At 45.8% G+C, this 24,330-nt stretch carries 20 protein-coding genes; 7 read left to right on the top strand and 13 right to left on the bottom strand.

Annotated features, from left to right (window positions below; all coding sequences use genetic code 11):
- The first annotated feature begins 110 nt into the window (after window positions 1–110).
- The 5 genes from acsA to L3Q72_RS07245 are packed head-to-tail and all read left to right on the top strand — an operon-like array spanning window position 111 to window position 5,293.
- Window positions 111–1,862 carry an acetate--CoA ligase gene (gene acsA, locus L3Q72_RS07265; RefSeq protein WP_275131983.1) on the top strand — a complete coding sequence of 584 codons (1,752 nt, stop codon included), beginning with the start codon at window positions 111–113 and terminating at the stop codon, window positions 1,860–1,862.
- Between the two features lie 10 nt (window positions 1,863–1,872).
- Window positions 1,873–2,856, top strand: coding sequence for a pyruvate dehydrogenase (acetyl-transferring) E1 component subunit alpha (gene pdhA, locus L3Q72_RS07260; RefSeq protein ID WP_275131982.1), 984 nt, complete (start codon window positions 1,873–1,875; stop codon window positions 2,854–2,856).
- A gap of 1 nt (window position 2,857) precedes the next feature.
- Window positions 2,858–3,838, top strand: coding sequence for an alpha-ketoacid dehydrogenase subunit beta (locus L3Q72_RS07255; RefSeq protein WP_275131981.1), 981 nt, complete (start codon window positions 2,858–2,860; stop codon window positions 3,836–3,838).
- Between the two features lie 10 nt (window positions 3,839–3,848).
- Window positions 3,849–5,072, top strand: a complete 1,224-nt coding sequence (locus L3Q72_RS07250) for a dihydrolipoamide acetyltransferase family protein (RefSeq protein ID WP_275131980.1) — start codon at window positions 3,849–3,851, stop codon at window positions 5,070–5,072.
- Window positions 5,054–5,293: a phosphopantetheine-binding protein gene (locus tag L3Q72_RS07245; protein ID WP_275131979.1), complete on the top strand. Its 240-nt coding sequence runs from the start codon at window positions 5,054–5,056 to the stop codon at window positions 5,291–5,293. The genes L3Q72_RS07250 and L3Q72_RS07245 overlap by 19 nt, the downstream gene beginning before the upstream one ends.
- A 70-nt stretch (window positions 5,294–5,363) precedes the next feature.
- Here the strand turns inward: L3Q72_RS07245 and L3Q72_RS07240 are convergent, their stop codons facing one another.
- From L3Q72_RS07240 to matP, 5 genes are all read right to left on the bottom strand, one after another.
- Complete coding sequence (locus L3Q72_RS07240; RefSeq protein WP_275131978.1) at window positions 5,364–5,948, bottom strand: hypothetical protein; 585 nt, start codon at window positions 5,946–5,948, stop codon at window positions 5,364–5,366.
- 16 nt (window positions 5,949–5,964) lie between these two features.
- Complete coding sequence (locus tag L3Q72_RS07235) at window positions 5,965–6,246, bottom strand: DUF211 domain-containing protein (RefSeq protein WP_275131977.1); 282 nt, start codon at window positions 6,244–6,246, stop codon at window positions 5,965–5,967.
- Between the two features lie 251 nt (window positions 6,247–6,497).
- Window positions 6,498–6,761 (bottom strand): hypothetical protein, encoded by a 264-nt coding sequence (locus tag L3Q72_RS07230; RefSeq protein WP_275131976.1) that lies wholly within the window; start codon window positions 6,759–6,761, stop codon window positions 6,498–6,500.
- Between the two features lie 29 nt (window positions 6,762–6,790).
- Window positions 6,791–7,099, bottom strand: a complete 309-nt coding sequence (locus L3Q72_RS07225) for a DUF3634 family protein (RefSeq protein ID WP_275131975.1) — start codon at window positions 7,097–7,099, stop codon at window positions 6,791–6,793.
- Window positions 7,100–7,110: 11 nt separating this feature from the next.
- Complete coding sequence (matP, locus tag L3Q72_RS07220; RefSeq protein WP_275131974.1) at window positions 7,111–7,560, bottom strand: macrodomain Ter protein MatP; 450 nt, start codon at window positions 7,558–7,560, stop codon at window positions 7,111–7,113.
- Window positions 7,561–7,733: 173 nt separating this feature from the next.
- Here matP and L3Q72_RS07215 point away from each other — a divergent pair, with 173 nt between their 5' ends.
- Both L3Q72_RS07215 and fabA read left to right on the top strand, forming a co-directional pair.
- Window positions 7,734–9,383: a Lon protease family protein gene (locus tag L3Q72_RS07215; RefSeq protein WP_275131973.1), complete on the top strand. Its 1,650-nt coding sequence runs from the start codon at window positions 7,734–7,736 to the stop codon at window positions 9,381–9,383.
- Window positions 9,384–9,449: 66 nt separating this feature from the next.
- A complete protein-coding gene (gene fabA, locus L3Q72_RS07210; RefSeq protein WP_275131972.1) occupies window positions 9,450–9,968 on the top strand; it encodes a bifunctional 3-hydroxydecanoyl-ACP dehydratase/trans-2-decenoyl-ACP isomerase in 519 nt (172 codons plus the stop codon).
- A gap of 139 nt (window positions 9,969–10,107) precedes the next feature.
- Here fabA and rmf read toward each other — a convergent pair whose 3' ends face one another.
- The 8 genes from rmf to L3Q72_RS07170 form a co-directional block, all read right to left on the bottom strand.
- A complete protein-coding gene (gene rmf / locus L3Q72_RS07205; protein WP_275131971.1) occupies window positions 10,108–10,281 on the bottom strand; it encodes a ribosome modulation factor in 174 nt (57 codons plus the stop codon).
- 164 nt (window positions 10,282–10,445) lie between these two features.
- Complete coding sequence (locus tag L3Q72_RS07200; RefSeq protein ID WP_275131970.1) at window positions 10,446–12,479, bottom strand: DUF3466 family protein; 2,034 nt, start codon at window positions 12,477–12,479, stop codon at window positions 10,446–10,448.
- Window positions 12,480–12,483: 4 nt separating this feature from the next.
- The gene (locus L3Q72_RS07195; RefSeq protein ID WP_275131969.1) at window positions 12,484–14,400 is read right to left on the bottom strand and encodes an ABC transporter ATP-binding protein; all 1,917 of its coding nucleotides are present in this window, start codon (window positions 14,398–14,400) and stop codon (window positions 12,484–12,486) included.
- A gap of 22 nt (window positions 14,401–14,422) precedes the next feature.
- Window positions 14,423–16,543 carry a bifunctional 23S rRNA (guanine(2069)-N(7))-methyltransferase RlmK/23S rRNA (guanine(2445)-N(2))-methyltransferase RlmL gene (gene rlmKL / locus L3Q72_RS07190; RefSeq protein ID WP_275131968.1) on the bottom strand — a complete coding sequence of 707 codons (2,121 nt, stop codon included), beginning with the start codon at window positions 16,541–16,543 and terminating at the stop codon, window positions 14,423–14,425.
- 534 nt (window positions 16,544–17,077) lie between these two features.
- A complete protein-coding gene (locus L3Q72_RS07185) occupies window positions 17,078–17,620 on the bottom strand; it encodes a cell division protein ZapC (protein ID WP_275131967.1) in 543 nt (180 codons plus the stop codon).
- Between the two features lie 168 nt (window positions 17,621–17,788).
- Window positions 17,789–18,799 carry a quinone-dependent dihydroorotate dehydrogenase gene (pyrD, locus tag L3Q72_RS07180; RefSeq protein ID WP_275131966.1) on the bottom strand — a complete coding sequence of 337 codons (1,011 nt, stop codon included), beginning with the start codon at window positions 18,797–18,799 and terminating at the stop codon, window positions 17,789–17,791.
- A gap of 277 nt (window positions 18,800–19,076) precedes the next feature.
- Entirely contained in the window at window positions 19,077–23,918 is a 4,842-nt protein-coding gene (locus L3Q72_RS07175) for an NAD-glutamate dehydrogenase (RefSeq protein ID WP_275131965.1), read from the bottom strand.
- Window positions 23,919–24,091: 173 nt separating this feature from the next.
- Window positions 24,092–24,310, bottom strand: a complete 219-nt coding sequence (locus tag L3Q72_RS07170) for a DUF2835 domain-containing protein (protein WP_275131964.1) — start codon at window positions 24,308–24,310, stop codon at window positions 24,092–24,094.
- Window positions 24,311–24,330: the final 20 nt, after the last annotated feature.

Genomic DNA, 24,330 nt, shown 5'->3' with positions numbered 1-24,330 from the left:
GTCTTAATGACGCAATTATCAGCAAAAAATTGATTAAAACCATTTTTCTCTCCGGCAAATTTCCCCGCGTCTCCTAATCTTTAAGTAAATGGAGACGATAGGAGAGAAAAATGGACTTTCCTGAAATCAGAAAAGATCCGGGTGTTGCTGAAAAGCACAACTTAGTATCTTACGATGACACATGCCAACATTTTAACTGGCATGAAGCCAAAGCTAAGTACATCGACCCCGAACATCCCCTGAATATCGCCTATCAGGCAGTTGACCGGCATGTTGCCGCCGGATACGGCAGTCAGACCGCGATTCGCTGGCTGGGAAAAAACAACGACATTCGCGATATCAGCTACCGGATGTTAATGGATCAGACCAACCGCTTTGCCAATGTGCTGGAAGGGATAGGGATCCAACCCGGAGATGTGGTATTTGCACTTTGTCAGCGCGTTCCTAACCTCTATTACGCCATGCTTGGCACGGTAAAATACGGCGCGGTATTTTCCCCTCTGTTTTCTGCATTCGGACCAGAGCCGATTCACTCCCGGATGGAGATTGGTCATGGTAAAGCGCTGATCACCAGCGAGGCCCTGTATCGCAAAAAAGTGATGCCCTGGCGTGATGAACTGGAATGCCTGAAGTGGGTCTTTCTTTACGATGTTTCCGGAGAGCTGCCGGAAAACTGCCTGGATATCGACGCACTGCTGCAAAACGCAAGCCCTGATTTTACCGCAAAGGATACAGACCCCGAGCAACTGGCTTTGCTGCACTTTACCTCAGGCACAACAGGTAAACCGAAAGGTGCTATGCATGTTCACAATGCCGTGCTCTGGCATCAGATTTCCGGACGTTACGCACTGGATATGCAGGCGGAAGACGTTTACTGGTGCACTGCCGACCCCGGCTGGGTAACAGGTACATCCTACGGAATTATCGCACCGCTTTGTAACCGCCTGACCATGATTATCGATCAGGCTGAGTTTGACGCTGGGCGCTGGTATCAGATCCTGAGCGAGCAGAAAGTTAATATATGGTATACGGCTCCGACCGCTATACGGATGCTGATGAAAGTGGGCGGGGAACTGGCACAGGATTACGATTTAAGCCAGCTCAGATTTATCGCCAGTGTGGGAGAGCCCCTGAATCCTGAAGCGGTTGTCTGGGGACAAAAATGCTTTGGACAGGCAATCCACGACAACTGGTGGCAAAGTGAGACCGGCGGGATCCTTATCGCCAACTTCGCCACCAGTGATGTACGTCCCGGCTCCATGGGCAGACCACTACCGGGCATCGAAGCCAGCGTATTTACAGGCCCGGATGACAACAAACACCTGAGCATAAAGTCAGGTGAAGTGGGTGAACTGGCAATAAAGAAAGGCTGGCCCTCCATGTTCCGCGGATACTTAAACCAGGAAGAGAAATACAGAAGCTGCTTTAACGGAGACTGGTACTTAACCGGCGATCTGGCCTACAAAGATGAAGACGGTTACTTCTGGTTTGTCGGCCGGGCCAATGACGTCATAAAAAGCTCCGGGCATTTAATCGGTCCTTTTGAGGTAGAAAGCGCACTAATGGAAAACCCGGCAGTAGCAGAAGTCGGGGTGATTGGGCTTCCTGATGATGTGGCCGGAGAAATCGTCAAAGCCTATGTGGTACTCAAACCGGGCAACGAAGCCGATGAAAAAATGCTGAAAACCCTAATGGGGCACGCGCGCAAGCGTTTAGGTCCTGCTGTTGCCCCACGGGAAATCGCATTTCGGGAAAACCTGCCGAAAACCCGCAGCGGCAAAATTATGCGCAGGCTTTTAAAAGCACGAGAACTGGGACTGCCTGAAGGTGATATTTCCACTTTAGAAAGTGACGAGCACTAAGGAGGCGCAGATGGTTCAGAATAAAACACATATCAGCCGGGAACATTTGCATTACCTTCTCACTGAAATGATAAGGATCCGCCGCTTTGAAGAAGCGTGCGTCGGACTGTACAACGAGCAGAAAATCCGAGGCTTTCTTCATCTGTATAACGGTGAAGAAGCCATATCGGTCGGCGTAATGCAGGCTCTGACGAAAGACGATTCTGTACTGGCAACCTACAGAGAGCACGGTCATGCGCTTGCCAGAGGAATGTCCATGGAAGCCATCTTTGCCGAGATGTTTGCCAAAATGGAAGGCTGCAGCGGGGGACGTGGCGGCTCTATGCATCTGTTTGACAACGAGCTTAAATTCTACGGAGGCAATGCCATTGTCGCAGGTGCGCTTCCTTTAGCGGTTGGCATGGCTCTGGCAGATAAAAAGCAGAACAGAAACAACGTCACCTGCTGCTTCTTCGGAGAGGGAGCGGTAGCAGAAGGCGAGTTTCATGAAAGCATGAACCTGTCCAAACTCTGGAACCTGCCGATCCTCTTTGTCTGCGAAAATAACCTCTATGCCATGGGGACAAAGCTTTCCATTGAAGAGTCCAACCAGCAAATCTATACCAAGGCGGCAAATTACGGACTGGCCGCTCAGCAGGTTGATGGCATGAATGTGGTCGATGTGGAGGCCGCCAGTCAGTTAGCCTGTAATGCGATCCGAAACGGGGCAGGGCCACACTTTATCGAATGCCGGACTTACCGGTTCCGGGGACACTCGATGTTTGACTCACAGCAATACCGCAATAAAGAAGAAATTCAGGAATGGCAGAAAAAAGGCCCGATTGTGCAGCTCAGTCACTGGCTGCAGAACAACCAGCAGATCTCTGAATCTCAGATAAGAGAAATCGAACAGCAGGCCGACCGGGAAATTGAAATTGCCGCCAGAAATGCACTTCAGGGTACAGATGAACCCATCAGTGACTTGCTAAAACACGTCTATGCAGAGGAGGCTTAAAATGACTGAACTTTCATACAGAGATGCATTTAAAGCCGCCATTGCCGAGGCGATTGAAAATGATCCCAGAGTATTTCTGATGGGTGAGGATGTGGGCGATTACGGTGGTTGTTATGCGGTAAGTAAAGGGCTTATCGAAAAGTTCGGCAGTGACCGCATTATGGATACGCCGCTTGCTGAGTCTGGTTTTGTCGGTGCGGGTATCGGCGCCGCAATGGGTGGTATGCGGCCTATTGTTGAAATCATGACGGTAAATTTCAGCCTGCTTGCGCTGGATCAGATCATCAATAACGCTGCGACCTTGCGGCATATGTCCAACGGTCAGATAGGCGTGCCTGTTGTTATCCGTATGGCTTGTGGGGCAGGCAAGCAACTTGCTGCGCAGCACTCACACAGTTTTGAAGGCATTTATGCTCATATTCCGGGTATCAAGGTGCTGTTCCCCGGAACCATTCAGGATGCCAGGCAAATGCTGAAAATGGCGCTGGATGACCCTGACCCTGTGATTATTTTTGAGCATGTTATGCTCTACAATCGCATTGAAGAGTTCGATGAACAACTGCCACCTGTGGATATGCATAAGGCCGTGGTTCGCCGTGAAGGGAAAGATCTTTCCATTTTCGCATGGGGTGGATGCTTGTATAAAGCAATGGAAGCGGCAGATAAACTGAAAGAGAAAGGTTTCGAGACTGAAGTGGTCGATCTTCGTTGCCTGAGACCATTAGACAGAGAAAGCATCATCAAATCTGTACAAAAGACCCATAAAGCCATCATTGTCGATGAGTCCTGGAAAAGTGTGGGCATGTCGTCAGAGATCAGCGCAACGCTTGCCGAAGAAGCCATTTACTACCTGGACGCACCAATATGCCGCATCAACAGCAAAGAAGTTCCGATACCTTATCCCGAACACCTGGAGCAGGCTTCTATTCCGCAGGTGGATGACATTGTTACCGCAGCGCTAAATATGCTGGAAGGTCATTGAGGAGGCGGTTATGACGCAACAAACTCATGATTTAACTATGCCGGCTTTTGGCGCAGATATGGCAACCGGTACGCTTATCGAGTGGCAGGTAGAGCAGGGGCAAGAGGTCAGGCGCGGGGATATTATTGCGGTAATTGAAACCAATAAAGGCGCTATTGAGCTGGATATCTTTGAAGATACGGTTATCGAAGGGCTGCTGGTAGAAGTGGGTGAAGAGATTAGCGTTGGTACACCGATAGCTAAACTCAGAGGGCCAGCCACTCAGGAATCCGAAGATACACCGGATGAAGCAGTTGAGGCTGAGTCAGAAGAGTTAGTCATAAATGCTCCGGATCCAGTTCAGAGTGTGCCTGAAATCGCTGTGGTCGAGACCTCTTCTGATTTTATTCTGGCATCACCAGGAGCAAGGTATGCAGCCAGACAGAACAATATAAACCTCGCTGAAGTATCCCGAGGCAACACATCGCCTGTCACTCTGAAAGATCTTACGGTTTCAGGAACAGCAACTGAAACAGTGACAAAATCCCAGTTAAAACCAGAGCCACAGAGCGATCCGGAAGCCTTAATGAGGCAGGCAATAAGTGATACTGTCACTTTATCAAAACAGACGATTCCTCATTACTATCTTAGCCAACGCCTTGATATTACGAAGCTTCAGGAATATCTCATCGATTATAACGGCGATAAAGAACCAGAAGACAGGCTGCTGCTTGCAGCCCCACTGATAACGGCGGTAGCCCGGTTACTGGCTAAGCATAAAGCACTAAACGGCCAGTTTATTAACGGAAAATTTGTTCAGTCTAAAACTGTGCACCTTGCTCATGCTGTCAATATCAGAGGCAAAGGTTTAATCATGCCGGTTATTCGGGATGCACAGACCTTCAACGCTATTACGGTCATGCAAACCATCACCAGACAGGTAGCAGAAGCCAGAAGAGGCATGCTTCCAATGTCGCAACTGACAGGGGCTACCTGTTGTGTCAGCAGTATAGGTGAGCGGGGGGCTGAGCAGATGTCTGCCATTATTCAGCCACCTCAGGTAGCGATTATTGCACTGGGCAGCCCGCACCAGGAGCCTTTAGTTATTAACAACCAGGTAGAAATAAGGGACGTAATTACTTCAACTTTGGCAGCGGATCACCGGGTCAGCGACGGCCACGTTGGCGCGAAGTTCCTGTATCAACTTAACCAGCTAATACAAAAACCGGAGCAGCTATGGACAGTAAACAATTAAAACAATTGATCATCAACCAGCTAATTGCCATCGCGCCAGAGCTGGAGGGAGATGAGTTAGTAACAGATGAAGATATGCGCGATGCATTTGATCTGGACTCAATGGATTTTCTGAATTTAGTGGCAGCAGTAACTAAGAACACAGGGATAAATATTCCGGAAAAAGATTATCCTAGGGTGATGACTATCGACGATATGCTTAACTATCTGATAAACCGCTAATCAATACATAACTTAAACAGCAGGGCTCAAGGGTTACGCAGTAACTTTTTGGGCTTTGTTACTTAAAGCGCTAACTGGTAAACAGATAGATCAACGCCATTGTCAGAACCGCAATTATCAGGGTTTTAATACCACTGATTAACCAGGTTTCACCGGAAATCCGGCCAAGAAACACCCCAAATAAAAAGATGATAAGCACGGCAATAATTACTGCCATCAACAACGGGGAGATCATTAAGCTGATACCCTGATTGGCAATCCATAGGGGCGCGATAATGAGCAACGAAATAATAAGTGGAGCAGAACCGTTAACGATAGCAATTAAAACAGGCACCCAACGCGCCGCTTCAGCATGAGCTCCGCTCTGCAGTTTTGTCAGCATCGCATGCTGAAGGTTGCTCAGAGCCAGACGCAGTTCTGCCTGTTCGCTGACATAAGCACTGCTGGTGCCGCTTACAGCCAGAGCAATTGTGGCTCCCATACAGGCATTAATGATAACCTCCAGACTCGCGGGGGTACTGAACAGGAAACCAATGATAATTCCCAGCATAGTAAGAGCACCGTCAAAGCCGTTAACAACGAAATAGCGGCGCATTATGCCCTGAGAGCTGGTGATTTGCAGGTAAAAACTGATCTGACTAAAGGGGTTCAGCAATAGTTACCTCTGAAATCTACTCAAATTTACGTACATCCGATTTTTCATTTTTAACATCCACCACATCAACGCTGTGTAGCGAACTACTCATTTTGCTGATCATGGCCTTTATGGCTTCAAAATCAAGGTCATAGCCTTCAATAGATACTGAAACCGTTTCGGTATCCTGATCAATTTCAATGACAGATAAACTCACAGAGTAGTCGTCTCCAACTTCTGCAAGCTTGGTGCAAAAATCAATAGAAGTAGGCAGGTGTGGCTTAAGAACATCCAGTACTAATCGTTTAACTAACACCATATCTTTTCCTTAGGCTGGTAAAAGGAATAAGCGCAGTTTGGTCTTATTAGTAAGTATAGTGGAATTATCGGGTGCTCTTGTACGCCTTGATTCAGAGAACGCACCGGAAGAGAGATAAAAGAAAGCCGTAATGGGAATACGGCTTGAAAAATAGCGTTTAACTCGAAAACGGGCTCTCTAGAGCAGGTGAGAGAACGTCTTCTTACAGGAACAGTGCAAAACTCTATTTAACATAATATACATAATACGCACTAACGAATCACACCCTGAATTCGCGTCATTGTCGGATCCGAGTGCAATTCTGCCTCCCAGCCAAACTCATGGAACTTCTCGTTGAGCTTTTTCACCACGTAATTGGTAACGCCTGGTTTGATGTCTTTATCTAGAGCAAGATCAACCTCAGTGTATCCGCGTTCGATCAGTTCTTTTGCTATTTCGGTAATACACTCATGAGTTAAGTCTTCGATAAGCCGCTCGTTGTTCTTAATAAACACTTTCTTAGATGCAGATTCCATTTCATATCCTCCGAAAAACGCTCAGGTTCTCAGGCTTTTTTTCCTTTGGTGGTTTTAAAGCCCTGATGCGGAAATACGTTTCTTATCCGTTGCTGAATTTTACCCGGTACATCTTTAGAAAAATTAAGCTTTGCGCCTGAGCGCGTCATGTAAACTTTAACGATGCCGTCAAATGGTGTTCTATGGCCGATTTCTTTACAGTTATGGGCAAACCCTGAAGGAAGTCGTCCCTGATGCTTTACTAGATCTCCTTCCTTAAACGTCATTTTTAAAACTGGTCTGTCGATAAATACCAGCCAACAAACGACAGCTGCACCAATTAAAATCACGTACATCATAGTAAAGCCTCCTAATTTGAAAGTAATTTGCTCAAATCTTCTTTTAAACTGCTTACCGTCTGATTTGCTTTTTCGCTTTTTGATGCCTCTGACAGCAGATATTCAATGGCATCAGACAAAGTACAATCAAGCTCGTTAGCTCTGACTGAAAGCTTTTCCCAAACCCGGTAATCAAGATCTATCGATTTCTTTTTAGTATGGACCTGTTCTGCATTAAAGTGGCGTTTTCGTTTTGCACGAATGGCCTGCTTAAGCTTATTATCCAGCTCCAAAGACATATGTTTTTCAATCCACTCAGGCACTTGAGTCGGTTCATGCTCAATCTGTTTAAGTAACTCAACAGCCTGATCAGCTTCACTGGTATCTATGTGCTTTGTTATTGCTTCGCCATCACGCCACTTTTTCATGAGATATTGCCATTTCCAGCCACACTCAAGGTTTTCAAGTTGTTGGTATTTCATTGAATCATGCCCCTATAAAAACTACAGCTTTACTGTGACAGCGTAACCCAAACCTAGCATAATGAACAGTTTATTTATCCAACACACTTCGCATATTCATTAACTCAACTAAACTCTATATAGGGTTTCTCTTTTTCTATATAATCAATCTCTTTATCAGTTTTGAAGTACGTATGATCCAAGAAGACTGGCGTTCCGTCACACCACAATTTGAAGCCTATACTGATGCTATTCACCAGTATGACTCCTTGTCTCCCCTAACCTTTTTAGATCTGCAACCCAGGCTGCGTAACGCGCTGGAGCGTTTTGAGCAGTTAAAGAACTGGACAAAGGTTTTGCTGGTCAACTCAACGGACAACGCTATCTACAGAAATGCGGTAATCGACGCACTGCAGGAAATTACAGATAACAGACCAGTAGTTAAAGCCGAAACACTTGAGATTGATGCGATTCTGGGTCAGTACAAAGCAAGAGACGGTGAAGTGGTTTCCTCAACTCAGGGACTGCTAAACAAAGCCCACGGCGGTTACCTGGTTGTTTCGGCCAATCTGATTATGGTGAACCCTTCTTCCTGGATGGTACTTAAGTCAGCATTGCTGGGAGAAGCGGTATCTCCGGTTAATATTGATCCTAAACATATTGCACTTGAACCGCCTGCACATAAGGTTGATGTAAAGCTTATTGTGGTTGGCGACAGAGAGCAGATGAGCGAGCTGGATTATTTCGATGCTGATGTTCAGTCCGGCTTTTGTATATTCAGTGAAATAGAACTGGATCTTAAGCTTAATGATACCTCCATCAATGATTATCTTCGCTATATAAAAGGTCTGTCAGACCGGTTTAACCTGCCTCATCTGGATGAAACCGGTATTAAAAGACTTATGGTCGCCGGTGCGCGTGAAACAGAAGATCAGGAATACATGCCGCTTTGCCTCCAGTGGTATAACTCTCTGCTTTCCGAGGCGGCTATTGAGTCCGGCGGAAAAACTCTGACTGAAGAGAGCTTTGATAAAGCACTTGATAACAAGTTCTACCGCGAGTCATACCTTCCTAAACGGGCTCTGGATGATATCCTCGACGGACAGGTCATCATTGAAACCAATGGCGAACAAGTTGGTCAGGTTAACGGCCTGACAGTGATTGATGTTCCCGGTCATCCGGTTTCTTACGGTGAACCTGCGAGGATCTCCTGCGTAATTCATTTTGGTGACGGCGATATTTCCGATGTAGAGCGAAAAGCTGAACTGGGCGGTAACCTGCATGCCAAAGGCATGATGATTATGCAGGCTTTCGTCAGCAGCGCTTTAGATTTGGATGAACCTCTGCCCTATGCTGCCTCCATTGTATTTGAGCAGTCCTACAGCGAAGTAGACGGAGACAGTGCTTCTCTGGCGGAGCTTTGTTCACTGGTGAGCGCCTTATCCGAGTGCCCTATTAATCAGCAGATAGCCGTTACCGGTGCGGTGGATCAGTTTGGCCGCGTGCAGGCAGTTGGCGGACTGAATGAGAAAATAGAAGGTTTTTACCATGTCTGTGAGCATCAGGGGCTGACCGGTAACCAGGGTGTCATACTACCGAAATCAAATTTAAAACATCTGTCGTTAAACAGAGATGTTGTTGAAAGTATTCGTAACAATCAGTTCCATATCTGGTCTGTTGAAAACGTGGATGAAGCCATTGCGTTAATCACAGGAAAACAGTTCAGAGGAGAGGAAGAAGATACGATACTAAATAGGATTTCCGACAGAATTGAGAATTTTGCCCGAACCGAGATGAACGAAGGGCTGATTCAGAGAATTAAAAATCGTTTCTCATCAAACTGATCGGAGTTGTTAAGCGTACACGTGTTCACTAAGATGCACCTACAATAATTTGGAGTAAATATTACAATGCAGAACAAACGCAGCTCATACAATCGTGAAGACCTACTGGCATCAAGTCGTGGTGAACTATTTGGTCCGGGTTACCCTCAGCTACCAGCACCAAACATGCTGATGATGGACAGAGTAAACCTGATGACCGAAGATGGCGGTGCATATGGTAAAGGTTATATCGAAGCTGAACTGGATATTACACCAGACCTTTGGTTCTTCGACTGTCACTTCCCAGGTGACCCTGTAATGCCTGGCTGTCTTGGCCTTGACGCAATGTGGCAACTGGTTGGATTCTTCCTTGGCTGGGTTGGCGGCGAAGGTAAAGGCCGTGCACTGGGTGTGGGTGAAGTGAAATTTACCGGCCAGATTCTTCCTACAGCGAAGAAAGTAACCTACCAAATCGATATGAAGCGCGTAATCAACCGCAAGCTTGTTATGGGTATGGCTGATGGCCGTGTTCTGGTTGACGGCAAAGAAATCTACGTTGCTAAAGACCTGAAGGTTGGCCTTTTCCAGGATACATCTTCGTTCTAAATTAAGAATTTTGATAAAAACAGCTTTCGGGCTGTTTTTATTTTGCTCAACTCGGTTAGTTATAGTGCATTATATATCTAAAAATATGACCCCTTTCGGGGCCAGACCTCAGTATAGTGGGTTGTATGGGATTTATATGTTATTTATAGAGACCAGAACTTTTGTCATCTCTGGCATCACGCCATCCGCCTAACCAAACCGACCTCGCATCTGTCTGTTGATATGGACAATCTTCCATTGATCTTCCGTTCAGACCAGCTTTATAGCCTTGAGATTGAGCTCGTTCCAGGCGATCACGCTTCTGTCTCTTCATAGTGCAGTTCCTCATACATTTCGTTGTCCTAACGTACTACTATTACTACTTTGTGGAATTTTTGTTATCCCACGTTTAAAGAATGCGATATCTGAAAATTTTTCTCAAGCACAAAAAAAACACAGACTCATTTTTGTGAGCCTGTGCCTTTTTTCAATGAAAGCTTATTTTCTTCTTCTGAATCCTAATAAGCCTAGCAGGCCTATAGAGAACCAGCCTAACGAACCACCACTTCTGCTAACTGTAGTGCTTGAAGAAGTTGAACGCGCTGAGATGTCTGAACTGGTTGCACCAGCAATAGGTACCAGTTTAACCGCAACAATCCTTTCTTGAGTTGAACCGCCACCACAATAAGCAAAATGATCTGTACTGTCATAGCCAGAAGAACATTTCAGGGCCGTAGCGGAAATCACACCGGCATCATTGATATCAGTAGCATCAATAATACGGTATTTGTTGTTATTGTCGCTGTATGTTCCACCGTTAGTCAGGTCATCTAACCACCAGGCTTTATTACTGAATATCGCCCTTCGGGTTGTTTCGGTGCCACGGGTATGACTGTAAGGATAGATAAAGCCTCGAATATCCCTGGCCTTACCGCCTGACTCACTATGGTTTTCCGCATCCACAGAGCCAACTATCTCATTGTAGTTGTTTATGGCATTTGCCTGACCACCCGCGCCAGTAAAGAAAATATCTTCCGACATATCGTTGAAATAGACGGCTGTAGGTGTGCTTGTCGCATCGGCAATAAACATCTTATTGGCATAAGCACCATTTTCAGGCGTTTTTAATTTTGCTTCACCAATAACAAGCAAGTTATCGTTTATATCTGTCGCGACTGAATTGCGATAGGTGCCTGATGTGGCCTTTGCATTTTCAATAAAAGTGGATGTCCACTTTTCATTACCATCAATAGCAAACGAGCTTGTACTTGCCGGTCTGAAAACTGCAGCCTGCATATAAAAGGCACTACTGTACTCGTCAGTGTTGTAACCAACAAGAACCGGAAGCCCGTCATAAGCAGAAGTGCTGACATCTGCAATGGTAGCAGCTCTCACACTTGCCTGAGCGGCAGTATCATCATCCAGAGCTGTTGTCGCTGAATCCAGATCCCAGTCAGCAACATAATATTTGTTGCTGGTGTTACTTGAATCCCAGATGTATGCACGGTTAGCGAAAGCAAAATTCTGGCAATCCTGATACAGAGCCGGATCAGTGTAATCAACACATGCTCCAACATCACCCGTGTAATCTTTGTCATCATAGCTATAGGAAAAAGGTGCTACGGACGCACTACCAACGATATACCGTGTTCCACCATAACTAAAAGAATCAAAGGCCATAGTCCGGCCCATCTGATTTACTATTGTAGAATCTTTAGAACTGTCACTGGTAACACTAGAATCATAATCTGGTTCAAGAACTGTTATTGATGAACCATCACTATTGGTAAAAAAGCCACGCTGACGATAAAGCTGAGCGTAATTACTATTTCCATCAGTAGTCGTATAATAGCCACTGTTGGTGATACCTGTTACACCAACCAGCGTACCACTCGTATCAGTCATAATGTTCGTAACAACCTGCTCAGTTGTTCCACTGGTGGGAGCACTACTGATACCGCTTGATGGAGCGCTACTTCCCTCATCAGGATCAAAAGGAAAAATACTGCTGGTAAAGGCTTCAAAGAATGAATCTGCGTTGGTGCTATAGTCCTTATCGCTAAATGCGTTCCGCTCTTTCTCTAAACCACCTATCCCTGTATCCGTATCACCAGACCAATGCCATGTAGCCCATGAGTCACAAGTTGAGTAACCAAGATAAGCATTACAATAAGTTTCCAGATCATCCTGAGTAAGGATATCGTAGTCACTATCAATACCAAAAGGCACTTCTTCTTTATAAGAGATACCTTCGATTGCTCTGTAAGTCAGCTTACTTGACATACTTGTCGACTGACCGGCATTAAGAGTGTCTCCTGCCAGATTATAGCTACTACCGCTACAACCAGAACCTGAGTCAAAACAAGATGTAGGTGAAGAGCCAGCCCCTTGAATTGCACTACTATAATAATCACCAGCTGTAGTCAGTGATGAAGCATCGGACTCAACCACCTGGTACAGTGCAGCATTAGCATTAGTAGCAGCTAAAACAAAAGCGGCTACCGTAGTTAGTTTAAAATTTTTGACACTCATTTATTTAAAATTCCTGTTGCATCGCTTCCAGTTCTTCCCAACGTTCGAAAGCGATTTCCAGTTCCTGCTCCGATTCAGACAGTCTGTCTAAAATCGGTTGTGTTTCCTCTACCGGGCGAGTAAAGAATTCCGGTGAATTCACCGTCTCCTGCAGAGACTCAATTTCACCTTCCAGCTCTTCCAGTTTACCTGGCAGGGCTTCTAACTCGCGCTGTAGCTTATACGATAACTTGTTCGGTTTATTGCGAGATGGGTTGTTTTTGGGACTTTCTTCAACCACTTTCGCTTTTTTCGCCGGCTTTTCATCCAGCCGGCTCTGTTTTACCTGTGCTCTTTGCTGCTGAGCATCGTGGTAACCACCAACAAACTCTTCAATAACACCGTTGCCTTCGAAGATCCAGCTGGTAGTCACCGTGTTGTCTACAAACTGACGATCGTGACTGACCAACAACAAAGTACCCTCATAGTTGGCAAGTAAATCTTCTAAAAGTTCCAGTGTTTCGATATCTAAATCGTTAGTTGGTTCATCAAGCACCAGTAAATTGCTTGGTTTTAGGAAAATACGCGCCAGTAACAGACGGTTTTTCTCACCACCAGAGAGTGCTTTTACCGGCGTTCTGGCCCGTTTCGGCGGGAACAGGAAGTCTTGCAGATATCCCAGCACATGGCGCTGTCTGCCGCCAATCATCACTTCCTGCTTGCCGTCAGCAAGGTTGTCCATGACCGTTTTTTCCGGGTCCAGAATCTCACGGTACTGGTCAAAATAAGCCACTTCCAGCTTAGTACCGCAGCGCAACTTGCCGGATTCCGGCTTTAGCTCTTCAAGCAACAGCTTCAAAACCGTACTTTTACCGCAACCGTTAGGACCGATAAGCGCGATCTTATCTCCGCGCATAATATTAAAACTGAAATCCGATACCAGATTCTTGCCGTCAATGGAGTAATTGACCGATTCCGCTTCAAATACCACCTTTCCTGAGCGGGCTGCGTTGTCGATGTTGATATTGGCTTTACCCTGAACCTCAACACGCTCTTTGCGCTCTGTACGCAGCTTTTTAAGGGCCCTTACCCTGCCCTCATTACGCGTCCTCCGGGCCTTGATTCCCTGACGAATCCACACCTCTTCCTGCGCCAGTTTTTTATCAAACTCAGCGTTCTGCATATCTTCAACACGCAGCGCTTCTTCTTTATCAATAAGATACTGATCGTAGTTGCCAGGAAAAGAAGTCAGATTACCGCGGTCAAGGTCAACAATTCTTGTTGCCATGGACTTGATAAAAGCACGGTCGTGCGAAATAAACACGATAGAGCCTCTGAAATCCTTCAGAAAGGTCTCCAGCCATTCAATGGTGGTAACATCCAGGTGGTTAGTCGGCTCATCCAGCAGCAAGACATCTGGGTCACACACCAGCGCCTTAGCCAGAGCGGCTTTTCTCTGCCAGCCACCGGAAAGATCGGTCAGCAAGGTGTGGCCGTCCAGTTTCAGCGCAGCCATTACGTTCTTGATTCTGTCTTCAAAGCGCCATGCGCCAGAATGTTCGAGCCTTTCCTGTATTTTTGCCAGCTTGTTGATATTGCTTTCACTCGGGGCTTCCGCCACAAGATCAAGTTGATCCTGATAGATCTTCAGCTGTTCCCCAATGCCAGCAAGGCCGGCGGACACATAATCAAATACCGTTCCGCTCTGATTTCTTGGCGGGTCCTGCTCCAGCCTGGAAACCACCACGTCCTGAGTGATCTGAAATTTACCATCGTCCATTTGAACTTCACCGGCCAGCACCTTCATCAAAGTTGATTTACCGGCTCCGTTTCTGCCCACAAGACAGACTCTTTCGTTCTCCTGCAGAGCAAAATCAGAGTGATTTAACAGAGGATGATCGCCAAACGCTAGCTGGCCATTGTTTATCGTAAGTAATGCCATGATTCTTTACTGTATTACCTTATTATTCTGCGTGCTCTATCAGCCAGCAGTTATGAATCTGTTTGTTCCTTGAAAAATCCATCGGCAGTGTCTGAGAAGAGATATTCCGGGCCGACAGTCCCAGCTCTTTCAGTGCTTCCTGGTCCATTTTAAAATGACGTTTGTTGTTTGAGAAAACAATGGTTCCCTTCTCTCTCAGCAGCCTTTTCAGGTCCTTCATCAACAGGATATGGTCACGCTGAATATCGAAACTCTGCTCCATGCGCTTTGAGTTTGAGAAAGTTGGCGGGTCAATAAAAATCAAATCATAACTACCCTGAGCACTGCGCAGCCATTGCAGACAGTCAGCCTGCTCAAATTTATGCTGGCGTCCAACCTTACCATTGAGTTCAAGATTTTTCTTAGCCCAGTCCAGATATGTTTTGGACATATCCACTGTTGTCGTTGAGTTAGCGCCGCCACAAGCTGCATGAACAGTGGCCGAACCGGTATAAGCAAACAGATTAAGGAAATCCTTGCCACCAGCCAGTTCACCGATTTTCTTTCTGGTGATCTTATGATCCAGGAACAGACCCGTATCCAGATAATCATGCAGATTCACCAGCAGCTTAACGCCATACTCATTCACTTCCAGGTATTCAGAGCCCTGATTCAGCTTCTCGTACTGAGATTTACCCTTCTTCTTCTCACGGGTTTTCAGCACAACATTATTGGCAGCAACACCTGTAACCTGAATAGCCGCGCGGATAACATCCGTCAACCTTCTCTTGGCTTTCTCTTCCGGGATGTTCTTAGGAGCGGCGTATTCCTGAATAACCAGATGATCCAGATAAACATCAATAGCGACATTGTATTCCGGAAGGTCTGCATCGTAGATACGGTAGCAATCCAGCTCTTCTTTCTTCGCCCACTTGCCTATTTTGGCAATATTCTTCTTAAGGCGGTTTGAAAAGTCAGGAGCCACTACAGCCGTTTCACCTGAAGAAGCCGGATTATCATTGCGCTGAGCAATATTGTAGTTTTTTTGGTGACATTGTAACGCACCATTATGCAGTTTAAACTGCTTATCGGCACGCATTCTCAGGCAGCTCAGCAGATCATCTGAACTGGAGAAGATAGAGGCATTACAGCCGCCAAACTCAGCCTTAAGCTGTGCGCCAAATGCAGTATACAGCGCAATCAGACCCGGCTCGGTACCCAGTCTCTCACCGTATGGCGGGTTACAGACGATAGTGCCCTGCTCAAAGCCCGCAGGCTTGGTGATCACAGAGGCGTCACCGCTGCCAAATTCAATCAGTTCACTGACACCTGCTCTTTTAGCATTTTCTTTTGCTGTAGCAAGCACTCTTTTATTGTTATCAAATCCATAAAACTTAGCGTCAACTTTTTTGACACCGCGTCTTGCCTGTACATTGGCCTCAGATTTCAGCTCAGCCCAGACGTCCGGCTCAAAGTCATTCAGAGCTTCAAAAGACCAGCTTTTTCTGTTTACACCCGGTGCCATATTAGCCGCAATTAACGCCGCCTCGATAAGCAAGGTGCCGGAGCCACACATTGGGTCAAGCAGTGGTTTGTCGGTTTCCCATCCGCTACGCATAACAATAGCAGCCGCCAGTGTCTCTCTAAGCGGAGCGCGGCCAGATTCAGTTCTGTAACCACGCTGGTGAAGACCTGAGCCAACCATATCAATGCCCAGAATCGCTTTCTCTCTGTGCAGGCGAACATGTACGCGCAAGTCCGGACGCTCTTTACTTACCGAAGGTCTCTGCTGCCCTTTCTTATTAAAGCAGTCAACGATGGCATCCTTCACTTTCAGTGCGCCGTACTGGCTGTTTCTGATCTCACGGTTGGTACCGTTAAAGTCCACAACAAAACTCTTCTTAGCATCAAAGTACTGTGACCAGTTCACTGCTGAGGCTGACAGGTACAAATCCATATCATCCTGGCAGTTAAATTCTGATAAGACTCTTACAAATCGTGAAGCAATCCGGCTCCACAGGCAGACTTTGTACACATCTCTGTTACTTGCCTTAAATCTTACGCCTGCCTGAACAGGTTTTGGATCAGAAATGCCCAGTGCTTTTAACTCTTCAACAAGAAGGTTTTCGAGCCCGTTAGAAGTGATTGCTAGGTATTGATTCATATTGGTCTTCAGGTGCAAAAAAATGGGTTTGATTATACCTGAGAAAGCTATCAATTTATAAACTTAACCTGACTTTTCTCTTCAAACAGAGCCTGTTCGGCTAAATATCCTTCATTTCTGGCGCTTATCTTTCTGCTGCTCAGATATTTTCCTATTAAAAATATGTAAGTGTTCACTATTCACTTTATTCTACGTTCATAAAAAGCCAATCATGAAAGTGCATACTTATTCGCGTCATTATTGGTATATACCACCACTCTATTTGCATCGTAATTTAATTACATTTATCAGGTAAAACAGGAATAATTTGATTAAAATGCACTCAATTCACGTCTGAAACGGGAAAAAAATAATTAAAAAAATATTAGCTTTGGTGGCTATGTCTCACTGCTTAGAGAAACAGAAATCAAAAATTACGATTAGGTTTGACCGGTTTGAGAAGAACTGCGGAGGCAGAAAACTAGCAGGCAAAAAAAAACGGCCCTCTGCGGGCCGAAAGTACTACTTTGGAACGAGTTAGCTAAAGGGAGGGTTTCAGCCAACCAGAGCGACCAGGGGCTCCTCAAAGACATGATTAGCACACTCCATCCGGTCGTGCATTACCTTAATAGGCTGTCCGAACTGAAGCGATTTAACGCCGTCCAGAGAGAACTCATCCTGCTCGATAAAAGCGCAGAGACTTGCGTTGTCGCAAACCTCTACCACCATAAAATAACCACTGCTTAATCTGTTTTGTAGATGTACGATATCACCTTCTTGCGGTTGATATCCTTCGCCCTGGCGATCAAAGAACCAGCTTTTTGGCTGAACCGGCTTGTGAAAACGCTTTGCGGCAACGCAATTTAGCACCAGTTCGGCCTGTCTTGGCTCGCTAAGGTCAAGTTGTTCGGTTTGTTCTTGGAAAATTTGGTATGCAGATGCATCGTCAACGTTAAAATCACTGTAATGAAAGGCACAGTCGACCAGCATCTTTTGAGGAAGGTTGACACGAAACAGCATGTCATTTCCAAGGTCCAGCATCAAAGCGCTCTCACACTTATCAAAGTACCAATTCCATGTATCTCTGGGTTTAAGCATCGTTCCGTCTCATGTTTTTTACATATGATCAGTCAGTTAGACAACCAAGAGAATTGCCTAGCACTGACGTTACAAATAAGTCTACAAGCGGAAAATCAAAAAAAAAGAGGAAAACTAATCCCTCTTTCTTGTTAAAATGCTTACAAATTTGACTACTGATTATTCAGGTTACAAATTTTTCACGATATCACGAACCAGACCAGGTCCATGGTAGATAAAACCAGAGTAAACCTGCACCAGTTTGGCACCAGCCATCATTTTCTCTTTGGCAGAAACATAGGAGTCAATACCACCAACACCGATAATCGGTAGTTTATCACCCAGCTCCTTGTTCACCATTCTGATCACTTCAGTGCTGCGCGACTGTAATGGACGTCCGCTAAGACCGCCGGTCTCTTCTGCGAATTTCATGCCCTTCACAATACTACGGTCAAGCGTGGTATTTGTGGCGATAACACCATCAATATTGTGTCTTACCAGAGAGTCACAAATCTGAACAATTTCTTCATCACTCAGATCAGGTGCGATCTTAAGTGCCAGCGGAACATATTTTCCGTGCCTGGCTTCCAGATCTTTCTGCTTCGCTTTCAGATCTGACAGCAAATCGTCTAACGCCTCACCGTATTGAAGCGATCTTAGTCCCGGCGTGTTTGGAGAAGAGATATTAACGGCAATATAGCCAGCATGCTGGTAAGTCTTTTCCATGCAGATCAGATAATCTTCACTGCCTTTCTCCAGCGGAGTGTCTTTATTTTTACCTATGTTAATGCCAAGAACGCCGTCATAATTGGCTTTCTGAACATTCTCAACCAGCTGATCAACACCTTTGTTGTTGAATCCCATGCGGTTGATAAGCGCTTCTGCTTCAGTAATTCTGAAAAGACGCGGCTTGTCATTACCTGGTTGCGGTCTTGGTGTTACTGTACCCACTTCGATAAAACCGAATCCCATTGCGCCAAATGCGTCAATGCACTCACCGTTCTTATCCAAACCAGCGGCCAGACCTACCGGATTTTTAAAGGTAATCCCCATACAGTCAACCTGACGGTTTGGCAAAGTCTGACGGTATACAAGATCGAGTGGTGTTCCCTGGATACGTTTGAAATTTTCAATGGCGAGATCGTGTGCCTTTTCGGCATCAAGTTGAAAAAAGCCAGTCCTGGCTAGGCGGTAGAGCATTTATGCCTCCGAAAGATGTGAGCCCCGTGTAAACGGGTGAGTATTATTGTTCTATTTCAACAATAATTCAATTCAAATAGGAAAGAATTCACACAAATGGCTGAAATATTGGTGATTTCAGTATGATTTTAACCTTAAAGAACATGTTACAGCGTAACTCAAAGAAGATAGTAAGCTTTACAACGCGCTCCTGCCTCCGCAAGAATGACGTCTGACTAACAAATGAGGCGCAAGAAAGCGCCTCATCTACTACCCGAAATATCAACTACTTTCAGGATTAACTTCTGGTTGAACAACTCAAATTCAGCAACATCAGCTCACGTAATGCCACGGAGAATTTTGCGAATTCATGTGCAGAACCCACTTTGAACTCGTTAAGAATATTTTCCCAGCGCACCAGTGCATTACTGTTACTGCTCATCCAGCTTTCAAGCGCAGATTCCGGTTCAAACTGATCAACAGAGCAACTGCAGCCTAAAACCTGAGCGGTTAACTGCCGCTGTTGCCAGTCCAGATCTTCTCTGAATGCTGCCCTTGCCAGTGCCTGCCAGTTATTATCAACCGGCTGTGCATTGATCTGTTTCAGGAACCAGTGCAATGACAATCTGTCCCCAAGAGTAAAGTAAAGCTTGGAAGCATTTTCGACCGTTTTAGCACTTTCTTTGGCAATGGTTGAAATATCAAGTGCAGAGTTCAGGCTAGACAAACGTGAAACATAAGTGGCAATTTCTTCGGACACGCCTTGCTCTATCCAGCTGTGTGCCAGTTCATTATGCTCTTGCACTTCATCAGGAACCAGTGAATCATCCAGGCACTGAATCACTCTTGTTACATCACCATTATAAGATGCAACCAGCTCATGAACCGATGAGTTCGCCGAACGGTTTCTGATTAACCAGCGGGTCAGCCTTCTTAAGGTTCTTCTGACAATATAAAGAATCTCGTACTGAACCTGGGTCGTTGCAACATTATCCAGTTTTCGGATCTGCTCAAATACATCGGCAAAGCCATAAATTTCACGTGCAGCAGCATAGGTATTGGCAATCGTTGTCACCTCTGCCCCGGTTTCTTCTTCCAGTCTGGTGACAAAATTGCAGCCCATCTCATTAACCATCTGGTTTGCGAGCGATGTTGCGATAATTTCCACCTTAAGAGGATGATTTGAGAAACTTTTTTCATAGTTACCGCGTAACTCCGAAGGAAAATATTCCGCCAGTAACTGCTTGTGGAACTCATCTTCAGCAATTGCGTTACAGGCAAGCTGCTCTTTTAACAGCATCTTACTGTAAGCCACCAGCACAGACAGTTCCGGACGGGTGAAAGCAACGCCTTGTTTTTCCCGTTCAAGCAGAGTTTCATCATCAGGAATATTCTCAAGCTGGCGGTCAAGATACCCGCTCTTCTCCAGAGTATGAATAAAACGCATCTGCTCTTTAACCAGTGAAGTGCCCTGCTGCTGGCTTACAGAAATGGATTCAGCCTGGCAATATGCCTCTTCAAGAACAATCTCGCTGACTTCATTTTCCATCTTATCCAGGATCACATTACGCTGCTTAACGGTCAGATCACCGTTAGTAACCAGGGTGTTTAAAAAGATCTTAATGTTCACTTCTTTATCGGAGCAATCAACACCGCCAACATTGTCAATAAAGTCCGTATTTACCCGGCCTCCTTTCAGTGCATATTCAATACGCCCCTGCTGAGTCATACCAAGGTTTCCGCCTTCACCGACAATTTTGGCCCTAAGATCACAACCGTTAATTCTTAAGCCATCATTTGCCCTGTCTCCGACCTCACTATTTGATTCCGAAGCACTCTTCACATAGGTGCCGATCCCACCATTCCACAGAAGATCCACTTCCATCTGCAACAGCATCTGAATCAGATCATTTGGCGCCATCGACGCTTTACGGGTTCCCAGCATTTTCTGGATTTCTGGCGTTAATTTGATCGACTTGGATCGTCTTGAAAATACACCGCCACCGGAAGAGATCAACTTGGTGTCGTACTCTTCCCAGGATGATCGTGGCAGATCAAACAACCGCTTACGTTCATTCCAGCTTGTTGCGGAATCCGGAGTTGGATCTATAAAAATGTGCATATGGTTAAACGCCGCCTGCAGGCGAATGTGTTTAGAAAGCAGCATCCCGTTACCAAAGACATCACCGGCCATATCCCCGATAGCGATACAGGTAAAATCTGTCTTCTGGCAGTCAATGTTCATTTCTCTGAAGTGACGCTTAACTGACTCCCACCCCCCTTTAGCGGTAATACCCATGGCTTTATGGTCATAACCGTTGGAGCCACCGGATGCAAACGCATCACCAAGCCAGAAGCCGTATTCTTCAGAAACCGAATTGGCTAAATCAGAAAAGGTTGCCGTGCCTTTATCTGCGGCAACCACCAGATACGGATCATCTTCATCATGCCTGACCACATTCTCCGGGTAAGCCAGTTTGCCGTCGATAATATTGTCGGATACATCCAGCAGTGCGCGGATAAAGCGTTTATAACAGCGCTTACCTTCCGCAAATATCGCATCCCGGCCTGAGAACGAAGCCTGTTTCTTACAGACAAAGCCCCCTTTTGCGCCAACAGGAACAATAACGGTGTTTTTCACCTGTTGCGCTTTAACCAGACCAAGGATCTCGGTACGGAAATCTTCCTGTCTGTCTGACCAGCGCAACCCGCCACGGGCGACCTTTCCGCCTCGCAGGTGAACACCTTCAATATCCGGCGCGTAGACAAATATCTCAAAGGCCGGAACCGGCGCCGGAATATCTGGAATTTCAGCCGGTTTTAGCTTTAATGACAGCCACGGCTTATGATCATTCTTTTCATTTGTCTGGTAGAAATTGGTTCTCACCGTTGCCTGGATCATTTCCATATAACGGCTGATGATCCTGTCATCATCAAGGCTCTCAACAAGATCAAGCTGGGCGGTGATATGCCTGGTAAGATCCGCCTGACCTTTCGCTCCGCCTTTATATTTTGGATCAAAGCGACGGGCAAACAGATCCACAAGACTCTTGGCAAGACCCGGATGATCAGACAATGTCTGCTCAATATAATTCTGACTGAACGGGAAGCCAACCTGACGCATATAACGGGCATAGGCGCGCAGTATGGTCACTTCTCTGCCGGTGAGATCGGCGCCCAGCACCAGACGGTTAAAGCCGTCACTTTCCAGATCGCCGGACCAGATTTGGGCAAATGCCTGCTGAAAACGATCCCGCGCTTCTCTAAGATCGACGGAAGTTTCGCTGTTATGAATCATGGAGAAATCCAGGATCCAGTAAACCGTACCGCTTAACTTTCTCACTTCATACGGTGACTCACCCACAACTCTGAGCCCCAGATTTTCCAACATAGGCATAACATCAGACAGGTGTATCGGCTCATCACGGTGATAGAGTTTCAGGTGAACCACTTTGGAATCCACCCCCTCTTCCTGAGGCCGGTAAAACAGCATGCCTAATTTGTTGTCATCACTGAGTTTCTCTAGCCGCTGGATATCATCCACCGCAGAGCCCGGCATAATGTCCCCTTTATAGGAACGCGGGAATGCGCGCATATATTCTTTGGCAAGAGACAGTCCCTTACTCTCTCCCATATTAGCAATGATTGCATCACTTAAACGGTCATCCCAGGTTGAAGATGCTTCCATCAGATTCTGCTCTATCGTTTTTACATCGTAATTAATATTGTTGTTGTCAACGCGCACTATGTAGTGAGTTCTGGCAAGCGGACTCTCGGAAAAGTAAGTGGTGAACTCCACTTCCTGTCCGGATCTAAAATAGTTTTTTAGGATCTTTTGTGTCTGTTTTCTCAGCTTGGTGTTGTATCTGTCTTTGATCACGTAAACCATGCAACTGAAGAATCGGCCGAAGGGATCCTTTCTGATAAACAGCCTGACAAGATCACGATCCTGCATCTGCACCACACCGGTTCCCACTTCCTGCAGCTCTTCTTCTTTTGCCTGAAGCAGTTCATCTCTCGGATAGTTTTCAAGAATATTATGCAGCGCCTTGTAGGAATAAGATCCCTTGCGATAGCCACTGGATTCCAGAATACGTTCTACCTTTTGGCGTACCAGCGGAATATTGGCAACACTCTGGTTGTACACCGCCGAAGTATAAAGCCCGGTAAATCTGTGTTCGCCGATAACATTGCCGGCAGAATCAAATCTCTTAATTCCGATATAGTCGGTATAAGCCGGGCGGTGAATTCTTGATGCATTCTTACCCTTGGTTAGGATCAGCATATAAGGTTTGATTGCTTCGCTTCTTGCTGACTCGGCAAATTCTGAGAACTTAACACTCCTGACTCTTCGGGAGACAGAAAACAGACCAAGCCCTTCGTCTTCGGTTGGCTTGAGTTGCAGCTCCCCTTTTTGTTCCACAACATCAAAGGACTTATAGCCCATAAAGGTAAAGTTATGATCGCCCATCCAGCGAAGAAACTGCAAGGTTTCCTCAACCTGTTCCTTCGGTACCGGTAACTGACTCTTTTGCTTTTCAATCTCGTTGATGACATCGGAAAGCTTTTTCGTCATCTTCTTCCAGTCATTTACAACCAGGCGGGTATCAGCGAGCACTTTTTCAATTTCAGCTTTCAGTTCGCTGCGTTCCTCTTTGGTGCCAAGCCTGTCCACTTCAAGGTGGAAAAGGGATCGCATTTCACCTTTGCCACTGTTAAGTGAAAGCACACTGCCCGATTCATCCGTCTCGATTTGGGTCGGTCCATGAAGGATAAAGTGGCAGGTAAGATCCATTCTGGTTAACGCCATTTTTATGGAATCGACCAGAAACGGACTATCAGGAATGACGATCTCAACGATGGTATGAGTGGACTGCCAACCATGACGGCTGACTGTTGGATTAAAAACACTCACCGACATATCGTCGGTTTCGGTTTCGGATATGTGGTGCCACAGACTGATGATCGCTCCGTAAAGATCTGAATCGTTACGATGAATGATGTCATCCTGAGATATATGACTAAACAGATGCTTAGCAAGTTGAGCAACCAGAGGTTTTTGACCAGTTTCAAGCTTGTCCTGAATAAGCTGATACACTTTTTCAAGAAGAACCGGCACTACTTTATCACGCTCGGTCATTTTTCCACTCCGTTATTGGCTGATTATAGTTATTTATGCAGGGATATTGTGTTGAGTATATACACAGTGTAAAAACATTATTGAATACTCGTTAACACTTTAATAACTAAGCGGAGGGAAATATCTGAATATGTGACTGAACTAAATAAACAAATGACCAGCAAATCTGGCTTTTATAGAGATTCTAACTTAACAAACTTATTATTCTGGTCAGTTATCAAGCGAAACCGGCCTTTGATGCCTAATTGTGAAAGGAAAGGCCTTAGACGTGATGCCGGGATCTGGATTTTCAGGCCTTGTTCGGAAAGCACCATAACACTACTCGCGGCACCGGAGTAATGCTGCAAGAAAGTTTGGTAGGTTATGTTTAGGCGGAATGTGTATTGGTTCATGGGGTTATTATTAGGTTATA

This window comes from Vibrio sp. JC009 (assembly GCF_029016485.1).
Classification (GTDB): domain Bacteria; phylum Pseudomonadota; class Gammaproteobacteria; order Enterobacterales; family Vibrionaceae; genus Vibrio.
This window is presented reverse-complemented; position numbering and strand designations above follow the sequence as displayed.